This window comes from Massilia sp. Soil_C_3, from assembly GCF_057657035.1.
The window spans coordinates 495,271-509,354 of the sequence record NZ_JBDGJG010000003.1; the positions used below are offsets into that span (position 1 = coordinate 495,271).

General features: G+C 66.5%; 10 protein-coding genes. 3 read left to right on the forward strand and 7 right to left on the reverse strand.

All coding sequences use genetic code 11. From position 1 onward, the window contains the following. Positions 1-3: 3 nt before the first annotated feature. Genes AC3A6F_RS07925 through AC3A6F_RS07940 form a run of 4 tightly spaced genes read right to left on the reverse strand, consistent with a single transcriptional unit; the run spans position 4 to position 3,050 of the window. On the reverse strand, positions 4-237 hold the full coding sequence (locus AC3A6F_RS07925) for a 4Fe-4S dicluster domain-containing protein (protein WP_487679541.1): 234 nt from the start codon (positions 235-237) through the stop codon (positions 4-6). A 9-nt stretch (positions 238-246) separates the two neighbouring features. Then, positions 247-1,992, reverse strand: coding sequence for a fumarate reductase/succinate dehydrogenase flavoprotein subunit (locus AC3A6F_RS07930; protein WP_487679543.1), 1,746 nt, complete (start codon positions 1,990-1,992; stop codon positions 247-249). A gap of 1 nt (position 1,993) precedes the next feature. Further along, entirely contained in the window at positions 1,994-2,755 is a 762-nt protein-coding gene (locus AC3A6F_RS07935) for a GntR family transcriptional regulator (protein WP_487679545.1), read from the reverse strand. Between the two features lie 19 nt (positions 2,756-2,774). After that, positions 2,775-3,050: a hypothetical protein gene (locus tag AC3A6F_RS07940; protein ID WP_487679547.1), complete on the reverse strand. Its 276-nt coding sequence runs from the start codon at positions 3,048-3,050 to the stop codon at positions 2,775-2,777. Positions 3,051-3,382: 332 nt separating this feature from the next. Here AC3A6F_RS07940 and AC3A6F_RS07945 point away from each other — a divergent pair, with 332 nt between their 5' ends. Next, entirely contained in the window at positions 3,383-3,631 is a 249-nt protein-coding gene (locus AC3A6F_RS07945; protein WP_487679549.1) for a hypothetical protein, read from the forward strand. Positions 3,632-3,661: 30 nt separating this feature from the next. On the opposite strand, the gene AC3A6F_RS07950 is transcribed toward AC3A6F_RS07945, so the two are convergent. Then, entirely contained in the window at positions 3,662-4,555 is an 894-nt protein-coding gene (locus AC3A6F_RS07950; RefSeq protein WP_487679551.1) for a phosphate/phosphite/phosphonate ABC transporter substrate-binding protein, read from the reverse strand. After that, a complete protein-coding gene (locus AC3A6F_RS07955; protein WP_487679553.1) occupies positions 4,552-6,852 on the reverse strand; it encodes a putative bifunctional diguanylate cyclase/phosphodiesterase in 2,301 nt (766 codons plus the stop codon). The genes AC3A6F_RS07950 and AC3A6F_RS07955 overlap by 4 nt, the downstream gene beginning before the upstream one ends. Before the next feature lie 149 nt (positions 6,853-7,001). Here AC3A6F_RS07955 and AC3A6F_RS07960 point away from each other — a divergent pair, with 149 nt between their 5' ends. Further along, positions 7,002-9,308, forward strand: a complete 2,307-nt coding sequence (locus tag AC3A6F_RS07960; protein ID WP_487679555.1) for an FG-GAP-like repeat-containing protein — start codon at positions 7,002-7,004, stop codon at positions 9,306-9,308. Between the two features lie 66 nt (positions 9,309-9,374). Here AC3A6F_RS07960 and AC3A6F_RS07965 read toward each other — a convergent pair whose 3' ends face one another. Next, positions 9,375-10,502, reverse strand: a complete 1,128-nt coding sequence (locus tag AC3A6F_RS07965) for a metallophosphoesterase (RefSeq protein ID WP_487679557.1) — start codon at positions 10,500-10,502, stop codon at positions 9,375-9,377. Positions 10,503-10,844: 342 nt separating this feature from the next. Here AC3A6F_RS07965 and AC3A6F_RS07970 point away from each other — a divergent pair, with 342 nt between their 5' ends. Next, a complete protein-coding gene (locus AC3A6F_RS07970; protein WP_487679559.1) occupies positions 10,845-14,039 on the forward strand; it encodes a TonB-dependent receptor in 3,195 nt (1,064 codons plus the stop codon). The last annotated feature ends 45 nt before the right edge of the window (positions 14,040-14,084 follow it).

A 14,084-nucleotide genomic window follows, 5' to 3' on the forward strand; every position in this document is an offset into this window, starting at 1 on the left:
CGCTCAGCGCAGCAGATAGGGAATATCGACGTGCACGGCGCCGGTCGGGCAGTCCTTCTCGCACGGCATGCAGTACCAGCACTCGTCGAACTTCATGTAGGCCGTGCCCCGGCTCAGGTCGATGGCCAGCACGTCGAGCGGGCAGACGTCGACGCAGACAGTGCAGCCCTTGTGCGCGATGCACTTGTCTTCGTCCACGGTGACCGGGACGCTGGTGATGTTGATGGTGGTCGGCATACGGTTCTCCTAGACAGCGGCCGGCTGCGGGGCGTCGTGCGCGGCCTGGTGCACACGCAGGCGGCGGTAGGCGTCTTTCTCGACCTCGTCGAGCGGCACGATATACGGGGCGATCGGGCGCTTGAAGCAGGTCATGCGGCCGTCCTGCTTCTTGAGTTGCACGTGCACGAACCAGTCGGCGTCGTTGCGCTGCGGGTAGTCGACGCGGTTGTGATAGAGCCCCCAGCGGCTCTCGGTGCGGTACAGCGAGGCGCGCGCCGCCATTTCGGCGCAGTCGCGGATCGCATGCACTTCCATGCAGCGCATCAACTCGTGCGGGTCGCGCGCCTGCAGGCGATCGAGGTCGGTGCGGATGGCCTCGAAGCGCTGCAGGCCGATCTCCATCTTGCGCGTGACCTTGGGCGGTTGCAGGTAGTCGTTGACCATGCGGCGCAGCTTGTATTCGACCTGGTTCGCGGGCAGGCCGTCCTGGCGCGAGAGCGGCGCCCAGACCCGGGCGCGTTCGGCCTCGACCTGGGCTTCGTCGAGTTCCGGCAGGGCGTTCCCGGCGCAGTAGGCGGCCGCGCTTTCGCCCGCCAGGCGGCCGTAGACGAAGGCGCCCAGCATATAGTTGTGCGGTACGCAGGCCAGGTCGCCGGCAGCGTGCAGGCCGGGCACCGTGGTGCGGGCCTGCTCGTCGACCCAGACCCCGGACGCCGAGTGGCCGCTGCACAGGCCGATCTCCGAGATGTGCATCTCGACCATCTGCTCGCGGTAGTCGGTGCCGCGGCCGGCGTGGAAGCGCCCGCGGCTGGGCCGTTCGTTGGTGTGCAGGATGGTCTCGATGGTCTGGATGGTTTCCTCGGCCAGGTGGTTCATCTTGAGGAACACGGGGCCGTTGCCGCCCTGGAGTTCGTTGTAGAACTCCTGCATCATCTGGCCGCTCCAGTAATCGCACTCGATGAAGCGTTCGCCCTTGCCGTTGGTGGTATGGCCGCCGAACGGGCCGGTGACGTAGGCGCAGGCCGGACCGTTGTAATCCTTGATCAGCGGATTGATCTGGAAGCATTCGATGCCGGACAGCTCGGCCCCGGCGTGGTAGGCCATGCTGTAGCCGTCGCCCGCATTGGTCGGGTTCTCATAGGTGCCGAACAGGTAGCCCGAGGCCGGCAGCCCGAGGCGGCCGGCGGCGCCGGTGGCCAGTACCACGCTTTTTGCCCGGATCACGTGGAAGTCGCCGCTGCGGCAGTCGAAGGCCATGGCGCCGGCGATCGCGCCGTCGGACGCGGTCAGGAGCCGCGTCGCCACCAGGCGGTTGGTGATCTCGACCCGCGCGCGCTTGAGGCGCCGGTACAGCACCTTCTTGATGTCGTGCCCCTCGGGCATCGGCAGCACATAAGTGCCCATATGGTGCACCTTGCGCATCGCGTAGTCACCGGTCTCGTCCTTCTCGAACTTGACGCCCCAGCTGTCCAGTTCTTCGATCATCGCATAGCTGTTTCGGGCATAGGCCATCACCGTCTTCTGGTTGACGATGCCGTCGTTGGCGACGGTGATCTCCTTGACGTACTGCTCGGGCGTGGCGAAGCCGGGGACGACCGCATTGTTCAGGCCATCCATCCCCATCGAGATGGCGCCGCTGCGCTTGACGTTGGCTTTCTCGAGCAGCAGCACGCGCAGGGCGGGATTGGCCTCCTTGGCCTTGGCCGCCGCCATCGGGCCGGCGGTGCCGCCGCCGATCACCAGCACGTCGACGGTTTGCACATGGGTTTCCATATCAGTTTCCTCGGGAAGGTGAAGGGTGACGGGGCAGGCGCAATCCATACTGGAAGACTTCGCCACGCACATAGAGGTATTCGAAATCGAGTGGCGCGCCGCCGGTAGTCCAGGTCAGGCGTTCGATGCGCAGCAGCGGCGCTCCGGGCGCCACCCCCAGGGCCGTCGCCATGGCAGGATCGGCGGCCACGGCGCCGATCTGGATGTCGGCGTGCCCGAGCGCAATGCCGTAGTCCACTTCGAGGATCAGGAAGATGTCGCGTTCGGCCAGGTTTTCGCCGCGCAGGCGCCGCCCCACCTCGGGTGGCAGGTAAGTCACTTCGAACGATACCGGTTGCCGGTCCAGGTAGCGCACGCGGCGCACTTCGGTGACCGGCGCGCCGGGCGCCAGGCCGAGGCGGTCCGCGACCGCCGCCAAAGCGTCCGTTTCCAGGTGCGATACCACCCGGTTGACGATCTGGTAGCCCTGGCGCGACATCGCTTCGCCAAAGCCCTCGAGACGACTCAGGTCCTGGCGCGGCGTGCGCCGGGCCACGAACGAACCCTTGCCGGGCGTCTTGACGATGAGGCCTTCGTTTTGCAGGTCGCCCAGGGCCTGGCGCACGGTGATCCGGCTGACGCCGAAGATCGCGCTGATCTCGCTCTCGGCCGGCAGGCGCGCTCCCGGCTGGTAGCTGCCATCCACGATCCGCTCGCGCAGGCGCTCGCGCAGCTGGGAGTGGAGGGGGACGGCGGAGTGTTCAAGGGCCTGGAAAAGTGCCATGCTAGCCTCGTGGATCCTGTCATGACAGGTGATGACGTTGCATGGATCGTATCGACAGGGCCTCGCGACGGGAACGAATCTCTTTGCGTTTGCACATGCGGAAAACGCCTGAATCGGCGAGCGCATATCGATATTCGGCGACAAGGTGACCAATGCGGCCTGGAGCGGCAAGCCGTCGTGGTTCATCGCCAGCGCCCGCAGCCCGCTGAACGCGGCGAGGCACATTGCGTGGGCGCTTGTGCGGACCGATTTCGTGGGTGTTGGTCACCATGAACAGGACGTGCTTCATGCTCATGAGGTTCTCCGGGAAAGTGAATGGTCCTGCCGGACGGTAAATCGTGCGGGTAGGGAATCAGGATCCATTTTTCACCGGGAAGCACCGGCTGGTACGGGGCCGACGATCGGGTCGCCCATGCGCCGCCCAGTCTCGCGCATCGGACGGGCGCGCAGTTGCAGCGCTTCCCATCCTGGGTATCGGGCCGCCGCATCAGGAGAATGGAACTATTGTGTATTTATTGGCGCGCGGCAATGTCTCTTGTCGGTGCCGGGGTTAGGATGCAGTAACGGTCCGGGCGCCGCGCCGCCGCCTGCGGTGCGCGCCAGTCTCACCAGGGGAGCGACACTGCCATGATCCATGACAAGTCCGTCAGCGAAGCCGCCGCCGAGTTGCGGCAAGTGTGGCGCGCAGCGTCCGGATTCCTGCTCAGCATCGAGCTATGGCTGATGGTGCTGGTGGCCGCCGGCATGGTCGCCGGGTTCTGGCTGGCCTTCATGGGCCAACCCTCTTGCCTGCTGGCCTTCGGCCTTGCGCTCGGCTACCCGGCGCTGCGGGTCGTCCTGCACCTGAAGGGGCGGCTCGCCTGGCCGTTCTTCTGAGGCTGCCGGCCGAAGCGCCTCTCATCCAGCTCAATAAATCTCGTGGACGATCCGGTAGTCGCGGTCAGACACCGGCACGAAGCGGGCGACGTTCAGCTTGTCCAGCACGTCCGCGCTCTGTGGGCCGCCGCGCTTGAAGAAGGCGCCGCGTATCTTCTCCTGCAAGTCGTCGCACAGCTGGCCCCTGAACACGAAGGGGTCGGTCGGGATCGGGCCGGAGCGCCACACGACCCGGATCTGGCGTTCCCTGGCTGGATGCGAAGCCATCTCCGTCGCCAGGTTCTGGCTGCCGACGAAGGCGGCGTCGATCTGGCCCGCCAGCACCCGGTTGATCGACTGGCTATGGCTGCCCGAATAGCCGACCTGGGAAAAATACGCTTCCAGCGGCCGGCCGACCTGTTTCGCGAACACATGGCGCGGGATCAGGGCGCCCGAGGTGCTTTCGGGGTCGACCAGGGCCAGGCGCTTTCCGCGCAGCGCCCGGACGTCCGCGATCGCGCTGCCGGCCCGGACGATCAGCAGCGAGTGATAGAACGCGCCTGCGGGCTGGAACCTGCTCGCCTTGTTCGCATAGTTGGCGAATGGCGTGAGCATGGGATCGGCGCGCCTGGCGGAGACGTAGGACGCGGGCCCCAGCCGGGCCAGGTGGACCGCCCCGGACAGCAGGGCTTCGACCACCGCCCCGTACGAGGGCGCGGCATAGACTTCCACCGGGATCCCCAGCGCCGCGCGCAGCTGGTCGAGCAGCGGCTGCAGATCCGCGATCTCCTTGCGGACGTCGCCGCGCGGGATGATGGAAAAGCGCAGCCGGTCCGGCCGTTCGCAGGCCGCCGCCAGCGCCGGCGCGCCATGAGCCCCGTGCGCGGCAAGGGCCGCCAGGAGCGGCAGCTGCATGAGGGTCCGGCGGCGGGGATCGGGGTTCATGTCGGCTGGAAGGATAGGAACTGCTTGTGGAGGAGCGGCGCGATCTGCGCCGCGGGGCACGGGCGTTGCAGGTAGAAGCCCTGCACCTGGTCGCATCCGGCAGCCTTCAGGTGCACCAGCTGGTCGCGCGTCTCGACGCCTTCGGCCACCACGGTCAGGCCCAGGTTGTGGGCCAGCGAGATGGTCGAGGCGACGATCACCGCGTCGTTGGTGTCATTGCGGATGTCGCGGATGAAGGAGCGGTCGATCTTGACGGTATGGATCGGGAACTGCTTCAAGCGGGACAGGCCCGAGAAGCCGGTGCCGAAGTCGTCGAGCGCCATCCGGATGCCGGCGCCGGCAAGGGCGTCGAGGTTGCGCTGCGCCATTTCCGCATCCTCGATGAGGCTGCTCTCGGTGAGTTCGATTTCGATCAGGTCGGGTGCGATGCCATGCTGGGCCAACGCGCCCAGGAAGTCTTCCAGCAGCCTTTCGTCGCGCAACTGGCGCGCCGAGACGTTAATCGCCACCGGCACCAGCGGCACGCCGTCCGCCCGCCACTGCGCCAACTGGCGGCACACGGCGTCGATGATCCAGCGCCCGAGCGGCGCGATGAAGTCCTGTTCCTCGGCCAGGGGGATGAAGTCGCCCGGGAAGATCAGGCCATGGTCGGGATGCTGCCACCGAACCAGGGCTTCCAGGCCGACGATCTGCAGGGTGTCGAGGGTCAGCTTGGGTTGGAAGTGCAGGCAGAATTCGCCGTCATGGATGGCGGGCCTGAAGCGCGCCGCGAGTTCCGAATGCAGCGCACTGGAAGCGTTCAGCGAGGCGTCGTAGAAGCTGAAGAAGCCGCGCCCGCGCGCCTTGACGCTGTACATCGCCTGGTCGGCATGCAGCAGCAGCGCATCGAGCTGCTGGCCGTCGCGCGGATACAGCGCAATGCCGACGCTGGGACTCGTTTCGACGTCGTGGCCGTCGAGGTTCGGATAGACCGCCGACAGGCCCTGTACCAGCTTGCCGGCGAGCTGGGCGACGAATTCCTCGGACGGCACCTCGGACAGCAGCACCACGAACTCGTCGCCGCCCAGCCGGGCAACCAGGTCGTACTCGCGCACGGCGCCCCGCAGGCGCGCGGCCACCGCCTTCAGGAGCTGGTCGCCGACGCCGTGACCCAGGGTGTCGTTGATCACCTTGAAGCGGTCGAGGTCGAAGAACAGCAGGGCGTACAGGTTGCGACTGCGCCTGGCCCGCTTGAGTTCCGCCGACGCCATCTCCTGGAACATCCTGCGGTTGGCCAGCCCCGTCAGGTGGTCCTGCGAGGCCAGCGCGAGGGCGCGGCTCTTTTCCTGCTCCAGCTGGGCGATCAGGCGCTGCTTTTCCTGTTCCGATACGGCCACGGCGCTGTGCAGCAGCTGCTGTTGCCACAGGCCGGCCGCGATGCCGATCGTGATGACCAGCACCAGCAGCGAATAGGCGCCCGCGCGCAGGAAATACGACCGGTGCTGCGCATCGAGTTGGCCCAGGACGACCGCCGGATCCTGGGTCACGGTGACCCGGATCGGGATGTCGGCCAGGACTTCGCGGGCAACGATGGCGCCGGCGGCGGGCTCCATCCCCTGGCCCGTCTCGCGCGACGCCGTGGGCAACAGGATCCCGCCCTGCATGACCGCCAGCGGCGCGCCGTCCTGGTGGACGATCTCTATGCGTCCTTCCGGCCCCAGGTCGACGTTGCGGTAGCTGCCCAAAAAGTAACCCAGGTCGACCATCGCGCCGTAGTGGCCCCGGTCTCCGTCGAGCCGGACCAGGACCGGCAGGCGCCAGGGATACTTGCCGCTCGCGGCGGGGCGCCCGATCGCCATCGCCGGCGCGTCGGGCGAGTCGCCGCCGGCGCGTTCGAGCAGCTGCTGCAGCTCGGGCTCCCGGTCCTGGTTGGCGGACGAGTAGACCAGGGCGCCGCCGGCGTCGAACAGCACGGCGCGCACATAGGCCGAGTCGCCGACCAGCTGCGGATTCAGGTGGAAGGCGGCGGGCTGCGCCGCATTCGCTTCGCTGGCGGCGATGCGCGCATAGAGCGTGGCCCGGCCCAGCACTTCCTCGAGATTGGTCGCGACGATGAGGACGATGTTTTCGCTGCTGGTGGTCGCCGCCTGGCGCGCGACGGTCTTTTCCTGCTCGGCGCGATCGACGTAGAACGCCCAGATCGAGAGCACGATCGTGAGCCCGAGCACGCAGGTCACGGGCAGCAAGGCATTGGGGCTGACCAGTGACAGGACGCGGCGGCGCAGGATGGCGAATGGAGGAGGGGTGGAGGCAGGCACCGGGTTGTGATGTATCGAACCGAACGAGCCATGCTAACAACGTGACATGACAGGTCCATGACATGGGGATGTCAGGCGTGCTTGCCGGATTGTCAAGTCTGCTATGCTTTTCGCTTGCAGCCATTTGCTTCTCATGGAGGAACGCATCGATGACGTTTGACCTTTGCGCCAAGCCGCGCAATCCCAGTTGGATCCGTCTCGCCACCGCCATCGCGCTGGCCTCCACGACGGTGGGCGGCGCAGCCGCCCAGGCCCGTGAATCCGCCCAGGCGACGGCGCCGCAATGGCGCCAACAAAGTGACGCATCCAGGCCCACCGCGCGCCACGAGAACGGCTTCGTGGCGGTGGCCGGGCGCCTGATCCTGCTCGGCGGACGCGGCGAGCGGCCCCTCGAGATCTACGACCCGGCCAGCGGGCGCTGGACCAAAGGCGCAGCGCCGCCATTCGAGATCCATCATCTGCAGGGCGTGGAGTTCGGGGGCAAGCTAGTCGTGCTCGGCGCCCTGACCGGCAAGTTCCCGGAGGAGTCTCCGGTGCCGCACGTGCTGATCTACGATCCTGCGGCCGACCGCTGGAGCAAGGGTCCCGAGATTCCGCCGCATCGGCGGCGCGGCGCGAGCGGCGTGGCGGTGCATGACGGGATCATCTATCTGGTCGGCGGCAACCGCCGCGGCCATATGAGCGGCTACGTCGCCTGGCTCGACGCCTTCGACCCGGCCACCGGCCGCTGGACCGAACTCCCCGACGCGCCGCATGCGCGCGACCACTTCCACGCCGCCGTCATCGACGGCAAGCTGTATGCGGCGGGCGGACGCCGCTCCGCGCACGACCTGGGCAATGCGCTGGCGCAGACCGTCGGTGAGGTCGACGTCTACGATTTCAAGGCGAAGCGTTGGAGCACGCTCCCCGCGCCGCTGCCGACGCAGCGCGCCGGGACGGCCAGCGCCGTCATCGACGGCAAGCTGGCGGTGATGGGCGGCGAGAGCATGATGCACGAGCACGCGCACCGCGAAGTCGAGGCCTGGGACCCGAAAAGCGCCCGCTGGCAAACGCTGCCCGCCTTGCCGGTCGGCCGCCACGGCACCCAGGCCGCCACGCTGGACGGCAAGGTGTATCTTGCGGCCGGCAGCGGCAACCGCGGCGGCGGACCGGAGTTGGACGATCTCTGGCGTATCGAGCCAGGCAAGCCCGGTAAGCCCACTGCGCGCGATCCCGCCTACGATGCCTTCTCCCTGATCCCCGAGGCGCCGGGATCCGGCTGGATCGATGCGACCCTGCCGAATGTGCCGGTGGCGCCTGCCCTGCACGCGACCGACTCGGTGTTCATCGACGTGGACCACGACGGCGACCTGGATGTCGTGATCTCGGTGGAGCACGGCGTCAACCGCCTGTACCGCAATGACGGAGGCGGCAAGCTGACATACGTCCCGGATGCTTTCGGCACCCGCATGCACGACAGCGAACACGTGCGCGCCGCCGATGTCAACCGCGACGGCCATATGGACGTGGTGTTCGTGGCCGAGGCGGACGAGCACCACCAGCTGTACCTGGGCGACGGCAAGGGCGGCTTCGTCGACGCCAGCGCGCGCCTCCCGGCCCACAGCCAGGGCAATGGGCTGGCGGTCGGCGACGTCAATGGCGACGGCCTGCCCGACATCTTCATCGGCAGCACCGGTGAGGCGGGCGGCGGCAAGGAGGTGCCGGCCAAGAACCTGCTGTTCCTGGGCGACCCCAAGCGGCCCGGCTACTTCATCGATGCCTCCGCCACCCATCTGCCGCAGGCGAACGACCAGACCGAGGGCGCGGTGCTGGCCGATATGGATGGCGACGGCCACCTCGACCTGGTGCTGGCCAGCCCCAGCCAACCGAACCGCCTCTTGACCAACGACGGCAAAGGGCGATTCAGGGATGCGTCGGACCGGCTCGAGCTGAAGGTGCCGATGGAGACCCGCGAAGTGCACGTGCTGGACGTGAACGGCGACGGCAAGCTCGATATCGTGTTTTTCAATATTACGAGCAATAACGCCGGCTGGGAGAAAGACCCGCAAACGCGCCTGCTGGTCAACGATGGCAAGGGTAACTATCGCGACGAGACGGCGGCGCGCCTGCCGGCGCACACCTTCTCGAGCTGGGCCGGTACGGTGGTCGATTTCAATGGCGACGGCGCGCCAGACCTGCTGGTCGGCGCGATCCAGGTGCCGGGCTTCGTGCCGCTGCAGCCGCGCGCCTGGCAGAACGACGGCAAGGGCAATTTCAAGGACGTGACCCTGCCCGTGCTGCCGGGCGTGACCGTCGGCCGCAGCTGGAGCATGGGGAAGGGAGACCTCGATGGCGACGGCAAGATTGATGTCTTCATCGGTGGCTGGGGCACCCAGGCGCGCCTGCTACTCAGCGACATCAAGAAGCACCGGGCGTCGCTGCCGCCGGTGCCGAAGCTGGAGAAGCGGTCGCGTTGAGATGTTGTTGAACGCGTGGACGGCTGGTAATTCGTGCCACTGGCACGAATTACTCCACGCGTTCAATCACTGGGCGCGCTTGAGGACGAACTCCGTGATCTCAGCCGGCACCCCGAGCCGGATCGGGAACCCGTTCCACAGCCCGGTGCCATTGCTGACATACAGCTCCATCCCTTTGACGCGGTAACTGCCCGAGACGTAGCCGCCATTCGCGCGCTTGACCACCTGGTCGACGCCCCGGATCATGCCGCCATGGGTATGGCCCGACAACTGCACGTCGATCCCGGCTTCGGCATTGGCGGCGACGCCGATCGGCTGGTGGCTGAGCAGCACGACTGGCGCACCCGGCGCGGCGCCTTCGAGCGCGCGGCGCGTGTCCGGCCCTTCCATACCGAAGCGCGGCGCCACCCGGTCGGTCACGCCGGCCATCGTCAGGCGGCCGCCATTATGGTCGATGGTGGCGTGGCGGTTGACCAGCACGCGCATGCCAAGTCCTTCGAAGACACCCGTCCAGCGCTCGGCGCCGAAATAGTATTCGTGGTTGCCGAGGCTGGCGATGACGCCGTGCCGGGCCGCCAGGTCGGCCAGCGGCCGCACGTCGCCCGCGCGCGCCTGCGGCGAGCCGTCGATCAGGTCGCCGGTGATGACGACCAGGTCGGGCCGCAGCGCGTTGCTGCGCTCGACCACCTCGCGCACCCAGTCCCCGTGCATCAGGCGGCTGATGTGCAGGTCGGTGAGCTGCACCATGCGAAAGCCAATCAGGGCCGGGGGCAGGTCGCGGATCGCCAGCTCGACCCGGCGCACCTCGGGCACCTGGATTGCCTGGCCCACGCCGACCGCCGACAGCAGCGCGCCGGCGGCAAGGACGGCATACCGTAAACGAAGCGTCAGCCGTGCATCGACGGCGCGCCCGCGGCGCAGCGCCCAGGCGGCCAGCAGGGCCAAGTCGGCCAGCAACTGCAGCAGGAGCGCCAGCAGGAAGCTGCAGTACAACCAGCCCAGCAGGATGATGAAGATGCGCGGGATCTCGGGCGAGAACATCGTGCCGAACACCCAGCGCTGGATCATGTGGTGCTGGCAGACCACCAGCAGGGCAAGTCCCAGGCCGATCCGGGTAAAGCGGTGCAGGGGAAGGGGAACGATCAGGCGCAGTACGAAGTACAGGTAGGCGAGATAAACATAGGGGAAAAACACAGCGGCAACACTCTTGTCTCTGGTTAAGTTGCCGCGATGATATCGCACCCGGCGCCAGGCGGCGGCGCCGCACACGGTTTATCGTCGTTTACTAAACTTCGCTAAACTTCGCCCGTTCCGCGAAAGACTGTTGAGTGCAAGTTCTTTCCTTTGTATAAATTCGCTTGTTGTTACACGAAGACCCCTGCTATGCATGCGGCATCACTGTCGTTTAGTAAATCCCTGTGAACGCTATCATCCTGGCGTTCCGCATCAAGGGGAAAGCACGGCTGCCGCTCGAGGGAACCTGCAAGGTTCCGCCTAAAAGAAAGCCCGCCACAGGGCACGTCAAGGAGACAAACGATGACTTCAAGAACCCAAGCCGCTTCCCGGCAGCTGACCTGCCGCATTACGCCTATCGCGATGGCGGTCGGCGCCGCACTGCTGACCCTTTCCAGCGCCCACGCGCAGACCGCCGCCACCGTCCCGGCGGAACCCGCAGCGCCGGTGGCCCAGCAGGGCGCGCCGCAGATCGAGCCGGCGCAGCCGGGCGCGCAGGCCGAGGCGCCGGCAAACACCACCGGACCGGTGACGGTGCACGTGACGGGCTTTCGCTACTCGATCGAGAAAAGCCTCGACCAGAAACGCGACGCCAACTCGATCGTCGAGGTGGTCACCGCCGAAGACGTCGGCAAGTTCCCGGACAAGAACGTGGCCGACGCCCTGCAGCGCGTGCCGGGCGTAGTCGTCACCCGCAGCGGCGGCGAGGGCAAGAACGTCTCGGTGCGCGGCCTGTCGTCGGAACTGACGCTGACCCAGTTGAACGGCAACTATGTCGCCACCGCCGAATCGAACGGTGACCCGTCGCGTTCGTTCAACTACACGCTGATGCCGTCGAATATGCTGGCCAGCGCCGAACTGTACAAGACGTCGGAAGCGCGCTTCGACGAAGGCGGCATCGGCGGCACCGTGATCCTGCGCACCCGCCGTCCGCTGGACGTGAAATCGGGTTCGGGCTTCCTGAACGCCGAAGGCACCTGGTCCGACACCACCAAGAAGACCGACCCGCAAATCTCGGGCCAGTATGCCTGGCACGACGAAAGCAACCGCATCGGCGTCCTGATCGGCTACACCCAGCAGAAGCGCACCATTCGCACCATGGGCGGCAGCACCTCCAACTGGCAGTGGTACAGCGACAGCCGCGCCACCAATCCGTCGGTCGACGTCAACGGCCAGCCGAACGGCCTGAACTCGTACTGGTGGGGCGAATCGGGCTTCTACAATCAGGATGGCGACTACTACACCAACTTCGCGCTGCCCACCTCGGTCAACCTGGACGTGGTGACCAATGAACGCGAGCGCAAGGGCGGCCAGCTGACGCTGCAATTCAAGCCGCTGCGCAACCTGAACATGACGGCCAATTACTTCCGCTTCGACTTGAAGCAGAATACGCAGACCAATTCGCTGAAGATCCCGGAATGGAGCATCGCGCGCTTCAATGGCGACGGCAATTATCCGGGTGGCCGCATGCTCGACCACCTGACCTTCGACCCGAGCGGCACCATCGTCACCGGCGCCCAGTACAGCGCGCGTCCGGGCAAGAACTACTACTGCAGTTCGGCGCAGGCCGGGGCGGCCGGGTTCGCCAATACCGGCGGCTTCGGTCCCGACGACTGCACCATCCCGACCCCGCAGATCGCCGGCAACATCAGCCGCGAAAAAGCGTTGTCGCAGACCGCCGACTTCGAACTCGAATGGAAGGGCGATTCGCTCGACGCCAACATCAAGCTCGGCCGCACCTGGGCCGAGGGCGGTCCGGAAATGACGCTCGGCATGCCGATCAAGCCGCGCCGCCAGAATGCCGACGGCAGCTGGAGCCTGGGCAATCACTTCTCGGCGTGGGACCTCTCCGGCACTCCGACCATGACCTTCTCGCCGGAGCTGATGGCGAACCTGCAGAGCGGCATCGGCGAGATCGATCTTGGCTCGACCAGCTCGTCGTGGACCCGCAACAAGACCGACCAGAACTACGCCCAGGCCGACCTGACCTGGCACGTCGACAAGAGCAACTGGCTCGATTCGATCCAGTTCGGCGCCAAGTACCGCGACGGCGGCACCAACCGCCGTACCGGCAACAACTACTGGGTTTGCCAGGGCGCCGACCCGGGCGACTACGACAGCCGCTTCCAGAACGGTTGCGACGTCAATGCCAACAAGTTCCGTCCCGACTTCCTCTACAGCGAAGAGCTGGGCAACCTGACCAACGGACTGAAAGCGAGCGCCTTCCCGGCGATTAACTACCCGGCCTATATCGCGCACCTGAACAGCACCTACGGCCCGATGCAGACCCGTAACGAGGACAACTTCGTCTACAACGTCGACGAGAAAATCACGTCGATGTACGTCCAGGCCAACATCAAGACCGACCGCCTGCGCGGCAACCTCGGCATGCGCGTGGTGCGCACCCGCCAGCACGCCGATTCGACGGACCAGGTCGATTACTACAACGATTACTTCTTCGACGGCCCCGACGGCAACCCGGCGCCATGTCTGCCAGGCGGCGCGCCTGCCGCCGGCGCGCCGGCCGGTTCGGGCTGCACCAGCGGCTTCACCGTGCTGCCGGACAGCCAGACCAATCCGGCCAGCGGCCACATCTCGACCTTCGTGGTGAGCGCGCTCGATCGTACCTACACCGACTACCTGCCGAGCCTGAACCTGGCCTTCGACCTCACCGACACCCTGCTGCTGCGCGGCGCGGCGTCGAAGGTGGTGGCGCGTCCGAGCTACAACTCGATCGCCGCCCCGGGCAGCCTGCGCAACTTCGGCCAGGAATACGTCGACGACCGCCGCCTGATCGGCGGCGGCGACCAGGTCGGCTGGTTCGGTACGGGCAGCAACAAGGAACTGGACGCCTTCAAGGCCACCCAGTACGACCTGGGCCTCGAGTGGTACTTCACGCGCGGTTCGGTGCTGGGCGCGGCCGTATTCCGCAAGAACGTGAGCAACTTCGCGGTGCCTGTGGTGCGCGACGTCACCCTGGACATCGGCGGCGAGCAGGTGGCGGTGCAGAACTACAGCACCAGCGCCGGTGGCCGCGATGCGGTGTCCAAGGGCATCGAACTGTATGCGCAGCACACCTTCGATTCCGGCATTGGCTTCCAGGCGAACTACACGTACAACAAGACCAACCAGGCCGCGATCACCTTGTCCAACGGCCAGCAGATCGGCACCTCACCGCTGGTGGGTAGCGCCAAGAACCAGGCCAACCTGACCGTGTTCTACTCGAACGACAAGATGATGCTGCGCGCGTCGTACAACCGTCGCGGCGAAGTGGTCAACGGCCTGGTCAACGGTTTGAACGTGTATGACGAGCCTTACAGCCAGGTCGACCTGAACGCCGCCTATAACTTCACCAAGGAACTCAGCCTGACCGCGTCGGTGCTGAACCTGACCGAGGAAGAGTCGCGTTCCCGCCTGGGTAACGACACCAAGGCGCGTTACTACTCGAGTGGCTACGCGGGCCGCGTGGCATACGTGGGCCTGAACTACAAGTTCTGAGTTCCGCCGTCGCGCCTCCCCGCACCTCGACCAGGAGGCGGGGAG

Bases quoted from the DNA above. Each gene is read 5' to 3' on its own strand.
- AC3A6F_RS07930 (WP_487679543.1), bottom strand. From the start codon at position 1,992: ATGGAAACCCATGTGCAAACCGTCGACGTGCTGGTGATCGGCGGCGGC.
- AC3A6F_RS07935 (WP_487679545.1), bottom strand. From the start codon at position 2,755: ATGGCACTTTTCCAGGCCCTTGAACACTCCGCCGTCCCCCTCCACTCC.
- AC3A6F_RS07960 (WP_487679555.1), top strand. From the start codon at position 7,002: ATGACGTTTGACCTTTGCGCCAAGCCGCGCAATCCCAGTTGGATCCGT.
- AC3A6F_RS07950 (WP_487679551.1), bottom strand. From the start codon at position 4,555: ATGAACCCCGATCCCCGCCGCCGGACCCTCATGCAGCTGCCGCTCCTG.
- AC3A6F_RS07970 (WP_487679559.1), top strand. From the start codon at position 10,845: ATGACTTCAAGAACCCAAGCCGCTTCCCGGCAGCTGACCTGCCGCATT.
- AC3A6F_RS07945 (WP_487679549.1), top strand. From the start codon at position 3,383: ATGATCCATGACAAGTCCGTCAGCGAAGCCGCCGCCGAGTTGCGGCAA.
- AC3A6F_RS07925 (WP_487679541.1), bottom strand. From the start codon at position 237: ATGCCGACCACCATCAACATCACCAGCGTCCCGGTCACCGTGGACGAA.
- AC3A6F_RS07940 (WP_487679547.1), bottom strand. From the start codon at position 3,050: ATGAGCATGAAGCACGTCCTGTTCATGGTGACCAACACCCACGAAATC.